Raw genomic sequence first — 18,261 nt, 5'->3', positions numbered from 1 at the left:
CCACGCGTATCACGTGAGACGCAGCGGTTCGATCATCAGTTTTTCCTGTTCCAGCCGGATCTGCACCGACTTGCCGAGCACGTCGGCCGGCAGCGGGTTCTCGGTGGTCCGATAGATGCCCGCGATCGAGATCAGTTCCGGTTCGAGACACGTGCAGAAGATGCGCGCGTCGTGATTGCCGTGCACGCCCGCGAGCGCGCGGCCGCGCAACGGCGCGTAGATGTGGATGTTGCCTTCCGCGATGACCTCGGCGCCGTAACTGACCGGGCCGAGCACCACGAGATCTCCCTTCGCGTAAATCTGTTGTCCTGAGCGCAGCGGCTTGTCGATGACGAGCGTCGCCGACTGCGCCGCGACAGCGGGCGCGGCGGACACGGCCGGCGGCTCGCCCGCGTCGGCGCCGGCCGGCGTGGGCGGCTCCGCCTGCTGCGCGGGCGCGTCGTCCTCCGCCTTCGGCGCCGGCGCGCGCCGGTCGCGCGCCTCGAGCAGCGGCAGACCCGCGCCCGCCGCCCACGCGTGCTGCCCCGGTTGCGCGACGACGCCGATCGCGCGCATCCGCACGTCGCTCAGCATCCCGCGGATGTCGTCGAGCGGCACGCGCTCGTTATCCGCGAGCCGGCGCACGTCGATCGCGACGACGTCATCCGCAAAGAATTCGGGAGTCGCTTCGAAACGCTTGACCAACTCGGCGCGCAACGCATCGAGGTCGGCGGTTTTCACGATGAACAGCAACGTGTCGACCGAGCCGCTGCGCAGTTCGAAGAATGGCGATTTTTTAAGCGACATGGACGTTCTGCAAAAAAATTTTGCGTATTTTACAGGCGTCCGCGCCCGGGGCCATCATTTTCGGGCGCGCCGAATGCGCGCGCGGCGGCCAGCCTGCCCGCGGCACCCCGTCCGGGCGCGGCAAGGAAGGTCCGGGACCGGTTCGCACGCCGCTTACGCGTGCTCGCGCCAGACGAACAGCGACTTCATCGCACCCGGCACGCGGGTGATCGGCGCACGCTCGCCGGTGTCGGCGAAACCGACGTGCTCATAGAAACGGATCGCGCTGCGGTTCTGGTCGGCGATCCACGCGTAGATCTCGCCGGCGCCGCGTGTGGCGAGCCACGCGCGCGCCGTGTTGACGAGCAGCACGCCGCCGCGCAGATGACGGACCGCATGCGCGACCCACAGCTCGCTCACGAACGCGCGGCGCGCGGGCGTACTGTCGAAATACGCGCCGATCATGCCGGCCGGATGGCCTTCGGTGTACAGCACGAACGTGGTCGATTCATCGGACGCCGCGCGCTGCTGCGCGATCGCGGCCGCTCGCGCGGCGTCGACGGCCAGTTCGGCTTCCGGCGTCTCGCCGCTCGCATAGGGCTCGCGCAGCGAGGCCGCGCGCAGTTCGCGATACACGCCGCCCTGATCCGCGGCAATACGACGAACAGTCAAGGTCGAACTCATGCAGGCACAGCCCCCTTCGGACAGCAAGCCGTTAGCTTCAACCGAAAGCGGGGCATGAGTCAAATCGTAATTTTTGAATGGCTGCGAAATGTCGTCGATAAACGCGATATCGAGCGCAATTTCGCGCTTATGCGGCAGCGCAGCAATATGCGGCGGTCGGTCGACGGGACGTGCCGCGCGAAAACGGGCATCAACGTCATGGGTTTGATCAGTCGACGCGTTCGCCTCGCACGTCGTGCGCGCATGGCTCCGATTGGTCGCGCCGTTCAGTTCTTATGCAGTCCGTTCGATCGGAGCGAGTCGGGAAAACCTGTGCGCGCATCGGCGGCGGCTACCGTCTTGCCCCGGCCCGAGCCGCGTCTTTCGACATCGATCGAGCGGTCGAACGTGTCCACCCGCGCACCTCGATTCATTCGCTTCGGTCACGGCGCTCCCGCATCTCCCATCGTCCAATACCTTCATCGAGGCGCACTCCGCACCGCCGAAAAAATCTCACGCCGATCCGAGGATCAAATCATCCCAATAATCGATCCCCCCGATCAATATGCCGCCGCCTCGTTGGCGCAGGCATATCTGTCCGACAACGATTACCGAAACACCCTCCCGATGCGCCGGCGACGCACGACGATCTCCACTCGGCTCTCGTGTCTGCTCGACATGCACACATGCCGACGACGAACGTCAACGTTCCGTCGTGTCTTAAACTTCAAAGATTCGAGACGATTTTTCAGATTCCGGCATTGAGTCGAACTATAAACGGCAATGGCATCGGTCCGATTTCGCAACCCCTTTTTCAATTGCCGGCATGCCTACCAAATCTGGGCGTTTAGTCTCGGGTCGATTAATTTATTATTGTTTGCAGTCGATCTGCCATTACCCGCGCATTTCGATTGACCCAATCCTTTAACGAATTTCAGAAAGAGAAATTTCGTTATGGGAATCCGGCTAAAACAGACTGATAGACCGAGGTGAAATCATGGCGATAAGCGTCAAAAACAGCGCATCGAACACGGTTGAAGTGTCGATCAATCACTGGGAAACGGACGTAGACACCAGCACCAAGCCGTTCAAGATGGCGCCCGGAGCCAGCGATTCCTGGAATCGCACCGACCTACGTGGCTACGTCATCTATGTGCAGCTGGGCGGGTCGGCGACGCCGTACTATGTGCTGAGCACCAGTAATATCGTGATCTACGACGACAAGGTGACGGATAGCGGGCAAACGCTCCTTCCCGCAAACAAGCGTTTTGGCTGAGCGCGCGACAAGAAACCGGGCACATTGGCCTCTGAACGGCACCAGGGCGCCGATTGGCGCGGCGCGCGGAACAAGCCGAGCGCATCATCGACGTTGACCGCTCACGGCGTGCAACCACATTGCCCGATCGGAACGGATTGTTGATGCGCCGCTCAGCCACGATTCCCGTGACGCAATAGAAAAACCCCCGCAAGCCTTTTGGCGTTGCGGGGGTTTCCTGTGTATCTGGCGGAAAGGGTGGGATTCGAACCCACGATACGGTATAACCGTATACCGGATTTCGAGTCCGGCGCATTCGACCTCTCTGCCACCTTTCCTTTTTCGCTCACCGGCAGGTCAGCCCGGCGAAGCGAAGATTATAGAACAACTCTTCGCGGACTTCCAAGTTTTTTCTTCAAAAACTTTTCGAAGCCGCTCGGACGCCCGTTCAGGCCGCGCTCGACGGCGCGTCGATCCGCTCGACGCCGCCCATGTACGAGCGCAGCGCAACGGGCACCGTCACCGAGCCGTCGGCGTTCTGGTAGTTCTCCAGCACCGCGACGAGCGTACGGCCGACCGCGAGCCCCGAGCCATTCAGCGTATGCACGAGTTCCGGCTTGCCCTGCGCGTTGCGGAACCGTGCCTGCATCCGGCGCGCCTGGAACGATTCGGTGTTCGAGCAGCTCGAGATCTCCCGATACGTGTTCTGCGCGGGCAGCCATACCTCGAGGTCGAACGTCTTCGCCGCCGAGAAGCCCATGTCGCCCGTGCACAGCGTGATCACGCGGTAAGGCAGTTCGAGCTTCTGCAGGATCGCCTCAGCATGGCCGACCATCTCGTCGAGCGCCGCGTACGACGCTTCCGGCGTGACGATCTGCACCATCTCGACCTTGTCGAACTGGTGCTGGCGAATCATCCCGCGCGTGTCGCGGCCGTACGAGCCCGCTTCCGAGCGAAAGCACGGCGAATGCGCGGTCAGCTTGATCGGCAGCGCTGACGCCTCGACGATCGAATCGCGCACGGTGTTCGTCAGCGAGATCTCCGATGTCGAGATCAGGTATTGCGTCACCGTGTTCTCCGCGCCGCCCTTCTCGACGCGGAACATGTCCTCCGCGAACTTCGGCAACTGGCCCGTGCCGTACAGCACGTCCGGATTCACGATGTAAGGCGTATACGTCTCGCTGTAACCATGCTGCAGCGTGTGCGTATCCAGCATGAACTGCGCGAGCGCGCGATGCAGGCGCGCGATCGGGCCGCGCAGCACCGTGAAGCGCGCGCCCGACAGCTTCGCGCCCGTCTCGAAATCGAGGCCGAGCGGCGTGCCGACGTCGACGTGGTCCTTCACGTCGAAATCGAACTGGCGCGGCGTGCCCCAGCGGCGCACTTCGACATTCTCCGTCTCGTCGCTACCGACTGGCACGCTCTCGTGCGCCAGATTCGGCATCTGCAGCATCAGGTCGGACACGCGCGCCTGGATCTCGTCGAGCTTCACCGCCGATGCCTTCATCTCGTCGCCGATGCCGCCCACTTCGGCCATCACCGCCGTCGTGTCCTCGCCCCGCCCCTTCATCGCGCCGATCTGCTTCGACAGGCTGTTGCGGCGCGCCTGCAGTTCTTCGGTGCGGGTCTGGATCGCCCGGCGTTCCGCTTCGAGCGCGGAAAACGCGGCGACGTCGAGGGTGTAGCCGCGATCGGCGAGGCGTTTCGCGACGCCGTCGAGGTCTTTGCGCAGCAACTGGATGTCGAGCATGGGAGAACAGGAAAATCGTTGTGTAAGAGGGGAATTCTAACGCACCGCGCGTCCGCCACGGCGTCGGCTAAACGGCCGGTGTCGCAAACCGGGCGTCCGTGGCAGTATCGCGTTGCCGGCATGCGCGCCGGTCCACATCCGCTTCACAGGAGAATCGATGGCCATCGAATTGGACAAGGACGTGCGCGATCGCGCAATCGCGTCGCTGCAACGCTATTTCACCGAAAACCTGGAGGAGCCGATCGGCAATATCCAGGCCGGCGCGCTGCTGAATTTCTTCGTCGAGGAAATCGGCCCGGCGATCTACAACCTCGCGATCGCCGACGCGCAGTCGAGCCTGCACACGCGCGTCGCCGAACTCGACATCGACTGCCATCAGGAGCCGTTCGACTACTGGAAGAAGCAGCCGGCGCGCAAACGCTGAAGCAGCCGACGGACGACCGCCGCCGCCCGCGCCGGCTTCGCTAGTCCTTCTTGCCCGCTTCGCGGTCGAGCTCGCGCAGCCAGGCGAGCTTGTCGGCGATCTTCGTCTCGAGCCCGCGCGGCACCGGCTTGTACCAGCGCGGCTCGCGCATGCCGTCCGGCAAGTATGTCTCGCCCGCCGCGTATGCGTTCGGCTCGTCGTGCGCGTAGCGGTACGCGTGGCCGTAGCCGAGCTCCTTCATCAGCTTCGTCGGCGCGTTGCGCAGATGCACCGGCACCTCGCGCGACTTGTCCTGCCGCACGAACGCCATCGCCTCGTTGTACGCGTTGTAGCCGGCGTTGCTCTTCGCCGCGCACGCGAGGTAGAGCACCGCCTGCGCGAGCGCGAGCTCGCCTTCCGGCGAGCCGAGCCGCTCGTAGGTCTGCGCCGCATCGTTCGCGATCTGCATCGCGCGCGGATCGGCCAGGCCGATGTCTTCCCACGCCATGCGCACGACGCGCCGCGCGAGGTATTTCGGGTCCGCGCCGCCGTCGAGCATCCGGCACAGCCAATACAGCGCGCCGTCCGGGCTCGAGCCGCGCACCGACTTGTGCAGCGCGGAGATCTGGTCGTAGAAATTGTCGCCGCCCTTGTCGAAGCGGCGCGCGTTCATCGTCATCGCGCTCTCGACGAACGCCGCGTCGATCGTCGTCACGCCCGCGGACGTCGCCGCCGTCTGCGCCTGCTCGAGCAGATTCAGAAAACGCCGCGCGTCGCCGTCCGCGTAGCCGACGAGCGTGTCGACCGCCTTGCCGTCGAACGCGAGCCCGTCGAGCGCCGTGTCCTGCGCGCGCTTGAGCAACTGGCGCAACTCGTCTTCCGCGAGCGACTTCAGCACGTACACCTGCGCGCGCGACAGCAGCGCCGAATTCACCTCGAAGCTCGGATTCTCGGTGGTGGCGCCGATGAACGTGACAAGCCCCGATTCGACGAACGGCAGCAGCGCGTCCTGCTGCGCCTTGTTGAAGCGGTGGATTTCGTCGACGAACAGGATCGTGTGGCGGCCGGTGCGGTTCAGCGTATCGCGCGCCTGCTCCATCGCCTCGCGGATGTCCTTCACGCCGCCCAGCACCGCCGAAAGCGCAATGAACTCGCAATCGAACGCGAGCGCGGTCAGGCGCGCGAGCGTCGTCTTGCCGACGCCGGGCGGCCCCCAGAGGATCATCGAATGCGGCTTGCCCGATTCGAACGCGAGCTTGAGCGGCTTGCCTTCGCCGAGAAGATGCGTCTGCCCGATCACGTCGGCGAGCGTCTTCGGGCGCAGCGCCTCGGCGAGCGGCCGGCGCGGTTCGACTGCAAACAGGTCGGACATGGACCTTGGCTCCCACGAAAAACGATGGCGGCACGCATGCGCCGCCGGACCGGACATTATGACAGCCGCGCGGCGCAACGCCACGGCGCGCCGGACAGCGGCGCGACTGCCGGCTCTCGAGGCGGCGCCGCGCCGAAGAAACGAATCGGGCCCGCCATCGCTGGCGGGCCCGGTCGCGAATCGATGCGGCCGCCGCGCTCAGCCGGTAACGACGTCCGCGCCCTTCGGCACGACGAACCTGAACTGATCGGCCTTGAGCGGCGGATTCGTCTGAATGTTCGTGAACGTGAGCAGCGTCACGTTGCCGAACACGTCATGCAACTCCATCGCGGCGAGCATGCCGTTCCTGAAGCCGATGCCGATCCGCTGGAACTGCGTGTCCTGCGCCTTCGGCACCATTTCGAGCCAGTCGATCCCGCCCTTCTCGCCCGCGTCGCGCAGCGTGTAGTTCTTCTCGAGATCGTTGCTGCCGAACAGGATCGCGGCGGGGCTCGCGCCGAGCGCGCCCGCGAGCTTGCGCTCGGTGACCTGGTTCAGATCCTTGTCGTACACGTAGAGCTTGTCGCCGTCGGCCTGCAGCACCTGCTGGTACGGCTTCTGATACGTCCAGATGAACTTGCCGGGCCGCGAGAACACGAAGCTGCCGCTCGAATTGTCAGTGGGCTTCACGGTCGGCACCGCGCCGCTCGCCGCCTTCGACGGCGCCTTGACGATCTGCTGCGTGAAGTCGCCCCTCGCCGCGTGAACCTTCGCGACGAACGCCTTCAGTTGCTCGGTGCCGCTCGCGAATGCGCGCGACGCGACGAGCGCGAGCGCGGCGCCCGCGAGCGCGGCGCGCAGCGTGCGCGCGAACCCGCGCTTCGGCGCGGAACCCGAACCGGTATGAACTGCCAACGACTGATGCTGCATGCTGTGGTTTTCTCCGTAGAGGGCCGGCGCGCGTTCGGCAGGCGCGCCGGCGCGGATTCACTCCGCGTCGCGCGCGGGGGTGAGGATTTCGCGATTCCCGCTCGACGACATCGCTGACACGAGCCCCGACTGCTCCATTTGCTCGAGCAGCCGCGCCGCGCGGTTGTAGCCGATGCGCAGGTGGCGCTGCACGAGCGAGATCGACGCGCGCCGGTTCTTGATGACGATCTCGACCGCCTGGTCGTACAGCGGATCAGACTCGCCGTTCGCGTCGCCCGTTCCCGCGGCCGAGCCTTCGTCGCCGTCGACCGTACCGCCTTCGAGGAGGCCCTCGATGTAGTTCGGCTCGCCGTGCTCCTTCAGCTTCTCGACGACGCGGTGCACCTCGTCATCCGACACGAACGCGCCGTGCACGCGCACGGGCAGCCCGGTGCCGGGCGGCAGGTACAGCATGTCGCCCTGGCCGAGCAGCGATTCGGCGCCCATCTGGTCGAGGATCGTGCGCGAATCGATCTTCGACGACACCTGGAACGCGATCCGCGTCGGCACGTTCGCCTTGATGAGGCCCGTGATCACGTCGACGGACGGACGCTGCGTCGCGAGAATCAGATGGATGCCCGCCGCACGCGCCTTCTGCGCGATTCGCGCGATCAGCTCCTCGACCTTCTTGCCGACGACCATCATCAGATCGGCGAGCTCGTCGATCACGACGACGATGTTCGGCAGCCGGCCGAGCGGCTCCGGATCGTCCGGCGTCAGGCTGAACGGATTCGGGATCTTCTCCTCGCGCTTCTTCGCGTCTTCGATCTTGTTGTTGTAGCCGGCGAGATTGCGCACGCCGAGCTTGCTCATCAGCTTGTAGCGGCGCTCCATCTCGGCGACGGTCCAGTTCAGCGCGTGGCCCGCCTGGCGCATGTCGGTGACGACCGGACACAGCAGATGCGCAATGCCTTCGTAGACGCTCATTTCGAGCATCTTCGGATCGATCAGGATCAGACGCACCTGCTCGGGGCTCGCCTTGTAGAGCAGCGACAGGATCATCGCGTTGATCCCGACCGACTTGCCCGAACCCGTCGTGCCGGCGACGAGCAGGTGCGGCATCTTCGCGAGATCCGCGCACACCGGCTTGCCGCCGATGTCCTTGCCGAGGCCGAGCGTGAGCATCGACGGCGCGTCCGCGTAGACCTCGGAGCCGAGGATCTCGGACAGCCGCACCGTCTGGCGGCGCTGGTTCGGCAATTCGAGCGCCATGCAGTTCTTGCCGGGAATCGTCTCGACGACGCGGATCGACACGAGCGACAGCGAGCGCGCGAGATCCTTCGACAGATTGACGATCTGGCTGCCCTTCACGCCCGTCGCGGGCTCGATCTCGTAGCGCGTGACGACGGGGCCCGGGTACGCGGCGGCGACGCTCACCTCGACGCCGAAATCCTTCAGCTTCTTCTCGATCAGGCGCGACGTGAATTCGAGCGTGTCCGCGGAGATCGTCTCCTGCGACGCCGGCGCGGGATCGAGCAGCGAGATCGCGGGCAGCGTCGAATCGCCGGGCAGATCGGTGAAGAGCGGCTGCTGGCGCTCCTTCTCGGCGCGCTCGGATTTCGCGGGCGTGACGACGGGCGGCACGATCGTGACGGGCTCGTGCTCCTCGATGCGCACGCGCTCCTCCTCGACCTTGCCTTCGCGCTTGACGGCCGCGGCCTCGCCGAGCTTGCGGTCGCGCTCGGCCTCGCGGCGCAGCTTCGCGAGCGTGAACGCGTTGATGATCGCGTCGCCGACGCGCTCGGCGACCGACAGCCACGAAAAGCGGAAATACAGCGACAGCCCGATCGCGAGCGCGATCAGGAGCGCGAGCGTGCCGCCCGTGAAGCCGAACGCGTGCGACACGCCGCGCGCGACCGCCTCGCCGACGACGCCGCCCGGCGCGCGCGGCAGCTGCACTTTCAGCGACCACATCCGCAACGCCTCGATGCCGTCGCTCGCGAGCAGCACGAGCACGAACGCGAAGCCTTCGGCGAGCCAGCCGGCCGGCTTTTCCGGCTCGTCGGGCAGCGCGTCGTGCCGGGTGATGCGGCGATAGTTCGCGGCGACGCGCCGGCCGAGCAGCACGATGAGCCAATACGCGGAGAGGCCGAAGAGGAGCAGCATGATGTCGGCCGTCCACGCGCCGACGCGCCCTGCCCAGTTCGCGATGTGGTCGACCTGCGCGGCGTGCGTCCAGCTCGGATCGCGCCGGCTGTAGCTCAGAAGCGCCATCAGCAGGAAGGCGAGCAGCGCGACCTGGAGAATCCAGCGGATCTCGGTCAGCAGGCGCGACATCCGGTGCGGCAGTGCCTGGGCCTGAGCGGTATAAGGTGCTTTTGCCATGAATCCGTCAAAAGGGGCGATGAGGCGGCTGCGCGCGGCAGGACCGCCGATCGTTCGATCCGATCTATTGTAAACGCTGCGCCGCCGCGCCAAGTGTAAATGACGGTAACGCGCGGGCCGAGTCGCGCCGAAATGTGCGCGCGCCGCCACAACCGCGCCGCGCGACGCTATCGCGCCGATTGAAAAGTCCATTCGGCGGCGCAGCAGGCAGCCCTTTATAATGCGGGCTTTGCACCCATCTGCGACGGTATCCCGCTCGCAACGGGCCGCCCGGCAGCATCGTCCGCCCGGCCGGCCGCTTTTTACGGATCCTGCTCATGTCCACGCCCAAACACGCGAAAGTCCTGATTCTCGGTTCCGGCCCCGCCGGCTACACGGCGGCCGTCTACGCGGCCCGCGCGAACCTGTCGCCCCTCCTGATCACGGGCATCGCGCAAGGCGGCCAACTGATGACGACGACCGACGTCGAGAATTGGCCGGCCGACGCGGACGGCGTGCAGGGCCCCGAACTGATGCAGCGCTTTCTCGCGCACGCGCAGCGCTTCAACACCGAGATCGTGTTCGACCACATCCACACGGCGAAGCTGCACGAGAAGCCGATCCGCCTCGTCGGCGACGCGGGCGAATACACGTGCGACTCGCTCGTCATCGCGACGGGCGCGTCCGCGCAATACCTCGGCCTGCCGTCGGAAGAGGCGTTCATGGGCCGCGGCGTGTCGGCGTGCGCGACCTGCGACGGCTTCTTCTATCGCGGCCAGAACGTCGCGGTGGTCGGCGGCGGCAACACGGCCGTCGAGGAAGCGCTCTACCTGACGGGCATCGCGAAGAAGGTCACGGTGATCCACCGCCGCGACAAGTTCCGCGCGGAGCCGATCCTCGTCGATCGTCTCCTCGAAAAGGAAAAGGAAGGCGCCGTCGAGATCAAGTGGAACCACGTGCTCGACGAGGTGACGGGCGACGATTCGGGCGTCTCGGGCGTGCGCATCAAGCACGTGGCGACGGGCGCGACCGAGGACGTCGCGGTGCAGGGCCTCTTCATCGCGATCGGCCACAAGCCGAACACCGACATCTTCAAGGGCCAGCTCGAGATGAAGGACGGCTACATCATCACGAACAGCGGCCTGTCGGGCAACGCGACGGGCACGAGCGTGCCGGGCGTGTTCGCGGCGGGCGACGTGCAGGACCACATCTACCGCCAGGCGATCACGAGCGCGGGCACAGGCTGCATGGCGGCGCTCGACGCGCAGCGCTATCTCGAAAGCCTGCACGACCACAAGTAAGAAGCGGCGCGGCGCTACAATGGCGTCGCCGCGCGCCGCCTGACGGGTCTGACTGACGGGTCTGACACACCGCAGCCGCTGTGCCCCGCGCAGCGGCTTTCTCACGTCCGTCGGGCCGAACCGCAGCGTCGGCGCGCCCGCCCTTTTCGTATCCGATTCATCATGGCGAAGAACCAGCCTCATCCGAGCGACCCCGCGAAGCGGCAAGCCGCCGCCCGCGAGCCGGCGCCCGCGCCCGCAAGCCCGCCTCCCGCGCCCGCCGCGCTGCGCGGCCAGGGCCTCGCCGGGCTCGACGCGCTGCGCGCCACCCTCGCCGGCGAATCCGAGCGCCGCACGCGCGAAGCGGTGCAGGCGAAGCAGGCGGCCCGTCAGGCCAACGCCGACGCCGACCTCTTTCGCCGCGAGATCGGCGCGATCACGCCGCTCGCGGCGCCGCCGCGCGCCGCGGGCGGCCGCCCGGCGCCCGCGCCCGTGCCGAAGCACACGCAGCAGGACGAGGAGGCGGTGCTGTCCGAGACCTTGTCCGACGAATTCGATCCCGAGACGCTGCTCGATACCGACGAGACGCTGTACTACCACCGCCCCGGCGTGAGCCGCGACGTCGTGCGCAAGCTCAGAAGCGGCGCATGGATCGTCCAGGCGCAGCTCGATCTGCACGGAATGCGGCGCGACGAGGCGCGCGAGGCGCTCGCCGAATTCATCCGCGAATCGGGCAAGAAAGGCCTGCGCTGCCTGCGCGTGATCCACGGCAAGGGGCTCGGCTCGATCGGCAAGGAGCCGGTGCTCAAGGGCAAGGTGCGCGCGTGGCTCGTGCAGAAGGATGAGGTGATCGCGTTCTGTCAGGCGCGCGGCCATGACGGCGGGGCGGGCGCCGTGCTCGTGCTGCTGCAGCCGGCCTAGCCTCAACTCGCACGCGACACGCGACGCAAAAAGGGCGGCGCACGAAGGCGGCCGCCCTTTTTCCTCCTTGATTCCACCATCGTCCGGATCGCCCGAATCATCCCGGTCGATCGCCGCGTCCGCGCGCGCCGAATGGCGACGTCACGCCCGCGCGAGCCGCGCCGCGATCCAGCGCCGCCGCCCGCGCGCGTGATCGCGCGCGATCACGCGATGCGCGCCTCCGTCGACGGATCGAACAGCACCGCCTTCGACACATCGAACAACAGCGACAGCTTCTGCTGCGGCTGCGGGTTCGCGGCCGGATGCACGCGGCTCACGATCCGCTTGCCGTTGACCTGCGCGAACACATGCGTATCGGGGCCCGTCGGCTCGGTCACGTCGACCGTCACGTCGACGGGCTGCAGGCGCGAGCTCTCGCCGTTGTGCGCGCTCCGCGCGTCGGTGATCCGCTCCGGCCGCAGGCCGAGGATCACGTCGCGGCCGACGTGGCCGTTCATCCGCTTCGCGTCGAACGGCAGGTTCAGCACGCCGCGCATCGCGCCCGTGTCGAGCTCGATGCCGACGCCGCTGCCCTGCTCGACGAGCTTGCCGTTGATGAAGTTCATCGGCGGCGCGCCGATGAAGCCCGCGACGAACAGATTCGACGGCGAATCGTAGATGTCCTGCGGCGCGCCGAACTGCTGGACGACGCCGTCCTTCATCACCGCGATCCGGTCGCCCAGCGTCATCGCCTCGATCTGGTCATGCGTCACGTAGACGATCGTCGTGCCGAGGCGCTGATGCAACAGCTTGATCTCGGCGCGCATCTCGATGCGCAGCTTCGCGTCGAGGTTGGAGAGCGGCTCGTCGAACAGGAAGAGCGCCGGGTCGCGCGCGAGCGCGCGGCCCATCGCGACGCGCTGCCGCTGGCCGCCCGAGAGCTGCCCCGGCTTGCGATCGAGCAGGTGCTCGATCTGCAGCATCGCGGCGACGCGCTCGACGATGCTCTTCTGCTCGTTCTTCGGCACCTTGCGGATGTTCAGGCCGAACGAGATGTTCTCGCGCACCGTCATCGACGGATAGAGCGCGTACGACTGGAACACCATCGCGATGTCGCGATCCTTCGGCGACAGATCGTTGACGACCTTCTCGCCGATCCGGATCTCGCCCTTCGTCACGGTCTCGAGGCCCGCGATCATGTTGAGAAGCGTCGATTTCCCGCAGCCCGAACCGCCGACGAGAATCAGGAACTGACCGTCCTCGATGTCGATGTCGACGCCCTTCAGGACGGGCACGCCGTTCGGGTAGGTCTTGTACACGTCACGGATGGAAAGGCTTGCCATGCTGTGAATCCTCTGTCTCATTGCGGCGCGCGTGCGCCGCGTCATGTCTCGTATCGTTGCGCCGCGCGCGGCGCCCGTGTTCGCGTCGTGCGCGCCGCGCTCACCCCTTGACCGCGCCCGCCGTCAGGCCGCGCACGAAGTAGCGGCCGGCGATCACGTAGACGACGAGCGTCGGCAGCGCGGCGATGATCGCGCCCGCCATGTCGACGTTGTACTCCTTCACGCCCGTCGACGTGTTCACGAGGTTGTTCAGCGCGACCGTGATCGGCATCGAATCGACGCCGGAGAACACGATCCCGAACAGGAAGTCGTTCCAGATCTGCGTGAACTGCCAGATCAGGCACACCATGAAGATCGGCAGCGACACCGGCAGCAGGATCTTCGTGAAGATCGTGAAGAAGCCCGCGCCGTCGATGCGCGCCGCCTTCACGAGCTCGGCCGGCACGCTCACGTAGAAGTTGCGGAAGAACATCGTCGTGAACGCGATCCCGTACACGACGTGCACGAACACGAGGCCGGGAATCGTGTTGGCCATCCCGAAGTAGCCCTGCAGGCGCGCCATCGGCAGCAGGATCACCTGGAACGGGATGAAGCAGCCGACGAGCAGCATCGTGAAGAGCGCATCCGCGCCGCGAAAGCGCCAGTGCGTGAGCACGTAGCCGTTGAACGCGCCGATCAGCGACGAGATCAGCACGGCCGGGATCACCATCTTGATCGAGTTGAAGAAGAACGGCTTCATTCCGTCGCAGCGCACGCCGGTGCACGCCTCGCCCCATGCCTTCACCCACGGCGCGACCGTCCAGCTCGACGGCGGCGTCAGCAGGTTGCCCGTGCGCAACTGGTCGAGATCCTTGAACGACGTCGACAGCATCACGTAGATCGGGAACAGGAAGTACAGCGCGAACAGGATCAGCGCCGCGTAAATGACCGCCCGACTGAGTGTCATCTTAGGCTGCATTGCGGGTGCTCCTCGATTCCAGATACATGAGCGGCACGAGCACCGCGACGACGGTGGCGAGCATCATCACCGACGACGCCGCGCCGACGCCGAGCTGCCCGCGGTTGAACGAATACGTGTACATGAACATCGCGGGCAGCGACGACGACGTGCCCGGCCCGCCCGCCGTCAGCGCGACGACGAGGTCGAAGGTCTTGATCGTGATGTGGCAGAGGATCAGCAGCACCGAGAAGAACACCGGGCGCATGCTCGGGATCACGATCTTGCGGTAGATCGTGGGCAGCGTCGCGCCGTCGACCTGCGCGGCCTTGAAGATCTCGCTGTCGACGCCGCGCAGGCCGGCGAGGAAGAGCGCCATCACGAAGCCCGTCGATTGCCAGACGGCCGCGATCACGACGCAGAAGATCGCCTTGTCCGGATCGTCGAGCCAGCCGAACGAGAAGTTCGTGAAGCCCCAGTCGTGCATCACCTTCTCGAGGCCGAGGCCCGGGTTCAGTATCCACTGCCACGCGGTGCCCGTGACGATGAACGACAGCGCCATCGGATACAGGAACACCGCGCGCAGCGCGCCTTCGTTGCGGATCTTCTGATCGAGCAGGATTGCAAGGAAGAGGCCCAGCGCGACGCAGATCGCGATGAACGGGATGCCGAACCAGCCGAGGTTCGCGGCCGACGTCCACCAGACGTCGTTCTGGAACAAGTCGGAATAGCGGCCGAAGCCGTCGAACTCGTAGTTCGGCAGCAGCCGGGAATTCGTCAGCGACAGATAGCTGGTGACGACGATGAAGCCGTAGATGAAAACCAAGGCGATCGCGATGCTGGGCGCGAGCACCAGTTTCGGAATCCAGCGGTCGGCGAACGCCGACAGCGGCGACGTGCGGTGCGCGTCAGCCGCGCTGGTTCCGTTTCCGCTAAGAGGGGCAGCCACGTATTTCGACTCCTGGAACGAGGCCGCCGCGCGCGGGCGCGAAGCCGGCGCGGGCGGCGGGTACGGCGCGGGCCGGCTCGCGGCCCGTTTGCTGCGCCTGCGGCACGAAGCGCCCGGCGCAGCCGTGCGTTACGCGCCGTGCGTTACTTCACCTTCGCGGCGCGCGCGAGCGCGGCAACCGCGCTCTTCGCATCCTGCTGAGAGTTCATGAACTTCGTCACGACGTCGGAGATCGCGCCCGCCGTCGCGTCGCCCTGCGCCATGCCGTGCGCGAGCGACGGCACGTAGCCGTTCGACTTGATCGCCGTCTGTTCATCAGCGTAGGACTTCTTCGCGCAATCGTCGAACTTGTCCATCTTCACGCCGAGGCGCACCGGGATCGAGCCCTTCAGCAAGCTGAACTGCTCCTGGAACGCGGGCGTCATGATCGTCTTTGCGAGCGCAATCTGGCCGGGCGTCGCCGCCTTCTGGCCCTTCTGCTGGAAGAACACGAACGAGTCGACGTTGAACGTGTACGCATTCGCCGTGCCCGGCACCGCCGCGCAGATGTAGTCCTTGCCCGGCTTCTTGCCGGCCGCCTCGAACTCGCCCTTCGCCCAGTCGCCCATGAACTGCATGCCCGCGCGGCCGTTGATGACCATCGCCGTGGCCAGGTTCCAGTCGCGGCCGTTGCGGCCCGAATCGAAGTAGCCCTGGATCTTGCGGACCGTGTTGAACACGTCGAGCATCTTGTCCGACGTGAGCGTCTTCTGGTCGAGGTCGACGAGCGCCTTCCTATAGAAGTCGGCGCCTTGCGACAGCACGACATCTTCCCACAGCGTCAGGTCCTGCCACGGCTGGCCGCCCATCGCGACCGGCTGGATGCCCGCCGCCTTCAGCTTGTCGGCGATCTGGAAGAATTCGGGCCACGTCGCGGGCGGCTTCGCGCCGATCTTGTCGAGCGCGGCCTTGTTGATGTAGAGCCAGTTGACGCGGTGCACCGAGAACGGCGCCGCGACGGTGTTGCCCTTGTACTTGATGATCTTGTCGATCTCGGGCGGCAGGTTCTGCTTCCAGTCGCCCGCGGCGGAGTCGATGTTCACGAGCACGCCCTGGTCCGCCCACTCCTGGATGAGGGGGCCCTTGATCTGCGCGGCCGACGGCGCGTCGCCGCTGATGACCTTCGTCTTCAGCGCGGTCATCGCCGCGGCGCCCGCGCCGCCCGCGACCGCGAAGTCCTTCCAGACGTAGCCCTGCTTCTGCAGGTCGTCCTTCAGCACGCCGACCGCCTTCGATTCGCCGCCCGACGTCCACCAGTGCAGCACCGTGACGTTCTCTGCCGCTTGCGCCGCGGCAGCGCCGAACAGCAGGCCTGCGGCGCCGAGCGCGCCCATGATCGCGCGAATTTTCATCAGTTATCTCCTCCAGATTTGGATCGATTCGTCAGGCTTTCGACTGCGCGGATGCGCGAAAGCCGGCTTTGCTACGGAACGACACGGGAAATCGAGCCGCGAACGACGCATGATCGATGCGTTCGGGCCGATGCCGGCCGCGGGCTCAGGAACTGAGTGACTCGAGATTCAACGACCGTCTCCTCTTTGGGCTATCCGGTTCCGCCGCCGCATGGCTCGAACCCGGGGCAGCGACGCGCGCGAACATGCGCTTCATCAATGTCCGATAACATTTGCCGCGTGCGGCTCACACGCCGCACGGCCCGCCCGAAGTTCGCGCCTCTTCATGCCGTGCGCTTCTTTTCTTCGTTCGGGTGCTACCCCTTGCGGCGGATTGTAGTTAAACTACAATTCAGTGTCAAAAATATTTTTATCGCACTACGGCCCGCGTCGCGGGCATCCCCAAACGGCGGAGACACATGCATACCGATTCGAGCTTCACCTTCGTTCTCTTCGGCGGCACCGGCGATCTGTCGATGCGCAAGATCCTCCCCGCGCTCTTCGAGGCGCATCGCGCGAACATGCTGTCGGAAGCCGGCAGGATCGTTGCCGTGGCCCGCCATGCGGCGGACCGCGACGGCTACCTGCAGTGGGTCGAAGAGCACGTGAAGCCGCACGCGGCGAAGGCGGCGGGCGGCGCGTTCGACGAAGCGGTCTGGCGAAGCTTCCTCGAGCGCATCGTCTACGTGAAGCTCGACCTCGGCCGCGCGGAAGACTACGCGCTGCTGCGCGACACGGTCGGCCAGCTCTCGGGCATCCGCGTGTTCTATCTCGCGACGGGCCCGTCGCTCTTCGTGCCGATCTGCAAGGCGCTCGCCGCCGTGGGCCTGAACGAGGGCGCGCGGATCGTGCTCGAGAAGCCGCTCGGCTACGACCTGCGCTCGTCGAACGCGATCAACGACGCGGTGGGCGAGATCTTCGCCGAAGACCAGATCTACCGGATCGACCATTACCTCGGGAAGGAGCCGGTGCAGAACCTGCTCGCGCTGCGCTTCGGCAATGCGCTGTTCGAGCCGCTGTGGCGCCGCGAATGGGTCGAGAGCATCCAGATCACGATCGCCGAGGAGCTCGGCGTCGAGGCGCGCGGCGATTTCTACGACAATACCGGCGCGCTGCGCGACATGGTGCAGAACCACCTGCTGCAGCTCCTGTCGATCGTCGCGATGGAGCCGCCGCACTCGATGGATTCCGATTCGGTGCGCGACGAGAAGCTGCGCGTGCTGCGCGCGCTGAAGCCCGTCGAGCCGCGCGACATCGGCAAGGTCGCGGTGCGCGGCCAGTACCACGCGGGCGTGATCAAGGGCGCGCAGGTGCCCGCGTACGCGACCGAGCCCGGCGTGAAAGCGGACAGCCAGACCGAGACGTTCGTCGCGCTGAAGGTCGAGATCGAGAACTGGCGCTGGGCCGGCGTGCCGTTCTTCCTGCGCACCGGCAAGCGCCTCGCCGACCGCGTCGCGGAGATCGTCGTCAACTTCCGCCCGGTGCCGCACTCGGCGCTCGGGCCGACCGCGCTGCGCGCGGGCGCGAACCGCCTCGTGATCCGGCTGCAGCCGAACGAATCGATTCGCCTGTACTGCCTCGCGAAGCAGCCTGGCGAAGGGATGAATCTGGCGAGCGTGCACCTCGACCTCGCGTTCGACCAGTTCTTCAAGGAAGGCCAGATGGAGGCGTACCAGCGCCTGCTGCTCGACGTGATCAACGGCCGCCTCGCCCTCTTCGTGCGGCGCGACGAGCAGGAAGCCGCATGGCGCTGGGTCGAGCCGATCCTGAACGAATGGGCGCGCTCGCTGAAGCCGCCGAAGCCGTATGCAGCCGGCACGTGGGGGCCGGCCGCGGCGAGCGCGATGCTCGCGCAGCACGGCACCTGCTGGCTCGAAGAAGAAAACTGATGCAACGCGGCGCGCGGGCGGCTTCGTCCGCGCGCCGCCCGATGTCCCCATCGAATTCAATCCATTCAATAAA

16 protein-coding genes and 1 tRNA gene are annotated in these 18,261 nt (G+C 66.2%); 6 read left to right on the top strand and 11 right to left on the bottom strand.

What is annotated here, in order from left to right; genetic code table 11:
- Positions 1–9: 9 nt before the first annotated feature.
- Together minC and AQ610_RS05010 are read right to left on the bottom strand one after the other, a co-directional pair.
- Positions 10–786: a septum site-determining protein MinC gene (minC, locus tag AQ610_RS05015; protein WP_006025605.1), complete on the bottom strand. Its 777-nt coding sequence runs from the start codon at positions 784–786 to the stop codon at positions 10–12.
- Positions 787–939: 153 nt separating this feature from the next.
- Entirely contained in the window at positions 940–1,437 is a 498-nt protein-coding gene (locus AQ610_RS05010) for a GNAT family N-acetyltransferase (protein WP_006025604.1), read from the bottom strand.
- A 66-nt stretch (positions 1,438–1,503) separates the two neighbouring features.
- Between AQ610_RS05010 and AQ610_RS36755 the strand changes: the two genes are divergently transcribed.
- Together AQ610_RS36755 and AQ610_RS05000 are read left to right on the top strand one after the other, a co-directional pair.
- Positions 1,504–2,193 (top strand): hypothetical protein, encoded by a 690-nt coding sequence (locus AQ610_RS36755; RefSeq protein ID WP_009913313.1) that lies wholly within the window; start codon positions 1,504–1,506, stop codon positions 2,191–2,193.
- A gap of 232 nt (positions 2,194–2,425) precedes the next feature.
- On the top strand, positions 2,426–2,704 hold the full coding sequence (locus tag AQ610_RS05000) for a hypothetical protein (protein ID WP_009913315.1): 279 nt from the start codon (positions 2,426–2,428) through the stop codon (positions 2,702–2,704).
- A gap of 226 nt (positions 2,705–2,930) precedes the next feature.
- Here the strand turns inward: AQ610_RS05000 and AQ610_RS04995 are convergent.
- Both AQ610_RS04995 and serS read right to left on the bottom strand, forming a co-directional pair.
- Positions 2,931–3,021 (bottom strand) — tRNA-Ser (locus AQ610_RS04995).
- A gap of 110 nt (positions 3,022–3,131) precedes the next feature.
- Positions 3,132–4,433, bottom strand: a complete 1,302-nt coding sequence (gene serS / locus AQ610_RS04990) for a serine--tRNA ligase (protein ID WP_006025602.1) — start codon at positions 4,431–4,433, stop codon at positions 3,132–3,134.
- Positions 4,434–4,590: 157 nt separating this feature from the next.
- Here serS and AQ610_RS04985 point away from each other — a divergent pair, with 157 nt between their 5' ends.
- Positions 4,591–4,857: a DUF2164 domain-containing protein gene (locus tag AQ610_RS04985; protein WP_006025601.1), complete on the top strand. Its 267-nt coding sequence runs from the start codon at positions 4,591–4,593 to the stop codon at positions 4,855–4,857.
- Between the two features lie 40 nt (positions 4,858–4,897).
- On the opposite strand, the gene AQ610_RS04980 is transcribed toward AQ610_RS04985, so the two are convergent.
- The 3 genes from AQ610_RS04980 to AQ610_RS04970 all read right to left on the bottom strand — a co-directional run bounded on the left by AQ610_RS04980 (position 4,898) and on the right by AQ610_RS04970 (position 9,481).
- Positions 4,898–6,208 carry a replication-associated recombination protein A gene (locus tag AQ610_RS04980; RefSeq protein WP_006025600.1) on the bottom strand — a complete coding sequence of 437 codons (1,311 nt, stop codon included), beginning with the start codon at positions 6,206–6,208 and terminating at the stop codon, positions 4,898–4,900.
- A gap of 198 nt (positions 6,209–6,406) precedes the next feature.
- A complete protein-coding gene (gene lolA, locus AQ610_RS04975; protein WP_006025599.1) occupies positions 6,407–7,117 on the bottom strand; it encodes an outer membrane lipoprotein chaperone LolA in 711 nt (236 codons plus the stop codon).
- Positions 7,118–7,174: 57 nt separating this feature from the next.
- Entirely contained in the window at positions 7,175–9,481 is a 2,307-nt protein-coding gene (locus AQ610_RS04970; RefSeq protein ID WP_006025598.1) for a DNA translocase FtsK, read from the bottom strand.
- 317 nt (positions 9,482–9,798) lie between these two features.
- On the opposite strand from AQ610_RS04970, the gene trxB reads away from it, so the two are divergent.
- Positions 9,799–10,761, top strand: coding sequence for a thioredoxin-disulfide reductase (gene trxB, locus AQ610_RS04965; RefSeq protein ID WP_006025597.1), 963 nt, complete (start codon positions 9,799–9,801; stop codon positions 10,759–10,761).
- 162 nt (positions 10,762–10,923) lie between these two features.
- Positions 10,924–11,661 (top strand): Smr/MutS family protein, encoded by a 738-nt coding sequence (locus AQ610_RS04960; RefSeq protein WP_006025596.1) that lies wholly within the window; start codon positions 10,924–10,926, stop codon positions 11,659–11,661.
- 203 nt (positions 11,662–11,864) lie between these two features.
- On the opposite strand, the gene AQ610_RS04955 is transcribed toward AQ610_RS04960, so the two are convergent.
- From AQ610_RS04955 to AQ610_RS04940, 4 genes are all read right to left on the bottom strand, one after another.
- Positions 11,865–12,983 (bottom strand): ABC transporter ATP-binding protein, encoded by a 1,119-nt coding sequence (locus AQ610_RS04955; protein ID WP_009913321.1) that lies wholly within the window; start codon positions 12,981–12,983, stop codon positions 11,865–11,867.
- A 100-nt stretch (positions 12,984–13,083) separates the two neighbouring features.
- Entirely contained in the window at positions 13,084–13,941 is an 858-nt protein-coding gene (locus AQ610_RS04950; RefSeq protein ID WP_009913322.1) for a carbohydrate ABC transporter permease, read from the bottom strand.
- Positions 13,931–14,869: a carbohydrate ABC transporter permease gene (locus AQ610_RS04945; protein WP_006025593.1), complete on the bottom strand. Its 939-nt coding sequence runs from the start codon at positions 14,867–14,869 to the stop codon at positions 13,931–13,933. Before AQ610_RS04945 ends, AQ610_RS04950 begins: the two co-directional genes overlap by 11 nt.
- A gap of 143 nt (positions 14,870–15,012) precedes the next feature.
- The gene (locus tag AQ610_RS04940; RefSeq protein WP_009913323.1) at positions 15,013–16,260 is read right to left on the bottom strand and encodes an ABC transporter substrate-binding protein; all 1,248 of its coding nucleotides are present in this window, start codon (positions 16,258–16,260) and stop codon (positions 15,013–15,015) included.
- Positions 16,261–16,718: 458 nt separating this feature from the next.
- Between AQ610_RS04940 and zwf the strand changes: the two genes are divergently transcribed.
- A complete protein-coding gene (zwf, locus tag AQ610_RS04935; RefSeq protein WP_006025591.1) occupies positions 16,719–18,188 on the top strand; it encodes a glucose-6-phosphate dehydrogenase in 1,470 nt (489 codons plus the stop codon).
- The last annotated feature ends 73 nt before the right edge of the window (positions 18,189–18,261 follow it).

It is taken from the genome of Burkholderia humptydooensis (assembly GCF_001513745.1).
Classification (GTDB): Bacteria; Pseudomonadota; Gammaproteobacteria; order Burkholderiales; family Burkholderiaceae; genus Burkholderia; species Burkholderia humptydooensis.
The sequence above is the reverse complement of the archived record's forward strand: the minus strand, read 5'-3'. Positions and strand labels throughout refer to the sequence as shown.

What these genes read in the sequence shown, in the direction of transcription:
- minC (WP_006025605.1), bottom strand. Translation starts at nt 786, where the DNA reads ATGTCGCTTAAAAAATCGCCATTCTTCGAACTGCGCAGCGGCTCGGTC.
- AQ610_RS36755 (WP_009913313.1), top strand. Translation starts at nt 1,504, where the DNA reads ATGAGTCAAATCGTAATTTTTGAATGGCTGCGAAATGTCGTCGATAAA.
- AQ610_RS05000 (WP_009913315.1), top strand. Translation starts at nt 2,426, where the DNA reads ATGGCGATAAGCGTCAAAAACAGCGCATCGAACACGGTTGAAGTGTCG.
- serS (WP_006025602.1), bottom strand. Translation starts at nt 4,433, where the DNA reads ATGCTCGACATCCAGTTGCTGCGCAAAGACCTCGACGGCGTCGCGAAA.
- AQ610_RS04985 (WP_006025601.1), top strand. Translation starts at nt 4,591, where the DNA reads ATGGCCATCGAATTGGACAAGGACGTGCGCGATCGCGCAATCGCGTCG.
- AQ610_RS04980 (WP_006025600.1), bottom strand. Translation starts at nt 6,208, where the DNA reads ATGTCCGACCTGTTTGCAGTCGAACCGCGCCGGCCGCTCGCCGAGGCG.
- lolA (WP_006025599.1), bottom strand. Translation starts at nt 7,117, where the DNA reads ATGCAGCATCAGTCGTTGGCAGTTCATACCGGTTCGGGTTCCGCGCCG.
- AQ610_RS04970 (WP_006025598.1), bottom strand. Translation starts at nt 9,481, where the DNA reads ATGGCAAAAGCACCTTATACCGCTCAGGCCCAGGCACTGCCGCACCGG.
- trxB (WP_006025597.1), top strand. Translation starts at nt 9,799, where the DNA reads ATGTCCACGCCCAAACACGCGAAAGTCCTGATTCTCGGTTCCGGCCCC.
- AQ610_RS04960 (WP_006025596.1), top strand. Translation starts at nt 10,924, where the DNA reads ATGGCGAAGAACCAGCCTCATCCGAGCGACCCCGCGAAGCGGCAAGCC.
- AQ610_RS04955 (WP_009913321.1), bottom strand. Translation starts at nt 12,983, where the DNA reads ATGGCAAGCCTTTCCATCCGTGACGTGTACAAGACCTACCCGAACGGC.
- AQ610_RS04950 (WP_009913322.1), bottom strand. Translation starts at nt 13,941, where the DNA reads ATGCAGCCTAAGATGACACTCAGTCGGGCGGTCATTTACGCGGCGCTG.
- AQ610_RS04940 (WP_009913323.1), bottom strand. Translation starts at nt 16,260, where the DNA reads ATGAAAATTCGCGCGATCATGGGCGCGCTCGGCGCCGCAGGCCTGCTG.
- zwf (WP_006025591.1), top strand. Translation starts at nt 16,719, where the DNA reads ATGCATACCGATTCGAGCTTCACCTTCGTTCTCTTCGGCGGCACCGGC.